The sequence below is a fragment of the Pseudomonas sp. CM25 genome (assembly GCF_013179705.1).
GTDB lineage: Bacteria > Pseudomonadota > Gammaproteobacteria > Pseudomonadales > Pseudomonadaceae > Aquipseudomonas.
The window spans coordinates 1-1438 of record NZ_JABMCW010000631.1 but is presented as its reverse complement, the minus strand read 5'-3'; the positions used below and the strand labels follow the sequence as shown (position 1 = coordinate 1438).

Below are 1438 nucleotides of genomic sequence, written 5' to 3'. Positions count from 1 at the left end.
CATCAAGCAGCGCAAGTTGATCAAGGCGGCTAATCTGGAGCACACCTACTACTGCGTCACCTTCGACAAGAAAGGCGACAAGCTGTACCTGGGCGGCACGTTCAACGACCTGGCAGTGTTCAACCCGGATACGCTGGAGAAGGTGAAGAACATCAAGTTGCCGGGGGGCGACATGTCCACCACTACGCCGCAGGTGTTCATCCGCTAGATCAAGGCTGCAAATACCGGCCTCTTCGCAGCACAAGGCTGCTCCTACAGGTAGCGTTCTACTGTAGGAGCAGCCTTGTGCTGCGAAGAGGCCGGTACAAACCACAAAAAAACAACAAGAGAACCCGCATGCCCCAGCCAAGCTACTCCCAGGGCAACCAGGACAAAACCCTGCTGACCCAGTGCATCGGCGACGCCTTCGACACCACGGTCGCCCGCTTCCCGGACCGCGAGGCCCTCGTTGTCAGGCACCAAGGCCTGCGCTACACCTGGCAGCAACTGGCCGAAGCCGTCGACCAGCAAGCCCGCGCACTGATCGCCCTGGGCGTGCAACCGGGCGATCGCCTCGGCATCTGGGCCCCCAACTGCGCCGAATGGTGCATCACCCAGTTCGCCAGCGCCAAGGTCGGGGCCATTCTGGTCAATATCAACCCGGCCTACCGCTCCAGCGAGCTGGACTACGCCCTCGGCCAGTCCGCTTGCCGCTGGGTGATCTGTGCCGACGCGTTCAAGAGCTCTGACTACCACGCCATGCTGCTGGGCCTGGTCCCCGGGCTGGCAAACGGCCAACCAGGCGCGTTGAATTGCGAACGTTTTCCCGAACTGCGTGGTGTGGTCAGCCTCGCCGCCGCGCCACCCTCGGGCTTCCTCGCCTGGCATGCCCTGCAGACGCGCGCCGGGGCGGTAAGCCGCGAAGCCCTGGCCGAGCGCCAGGCGCAACTGCGCTGCGACGACCCGATCAATATCCAGTACACCTCGGGCACCACGGGCTTCCCCAAGGGCGCCACACTCAGCCACAGCAACATCCTCAACAACGGCTACTTGGTGGGTGAAAGCCTCGGGCTGACCGAACACGACCGGCTGGTGGTGCCGGTGCCGCTGTACCACTGCTTCGGCATGGTCATGGCCAACCTGGGCTGCATGACCCACGGCAGCACCCTGATCTACCCCAATGATGCCTTCGACCCGCTGGCGACATTGCGCGCGGTGGCCGAAGAAAAGGCCACTGCGTTGTATGGCGTGCCGACCATGTTCATCGCCGAACTGGATCACCCGCAACGAGGTGAGTTCGACCTGTCTAGCCTGCGTACCGGGATCATGGCCGGCGCCACCTGCCCGATCGAGGTGATGCGCCGGGTGATCGGCGAGATGCACATGGCCGAAGTGCAGATCGCCTACGGCATGACCGAGACCAGCCCGGTATCGCTGCAGACCGGGGCCACCGACGACC

General features: G+C 63.6%; 1 protein-coding gene and 1 pseudogene. Both read left to right on the top strand.

The window, feature by feature from the left end; translation table 11 throughout:
* A pseudogene (locus HP546_RS30190) lies at positions 1-208 on the top strand (quinohemoprotein amine dehydrogenase subunit beta); the annotation flags it as partial.
* A 128-nt stretch (positions 209-336) separates the two neighbouring features.
* On the top strand, positions 337-1438 hold a 1102-nt coding region (locus HP546_RS30185; RefSeq protein ID WP_172233521.1), incomplete at its 3' end, for an AMP-binding protein.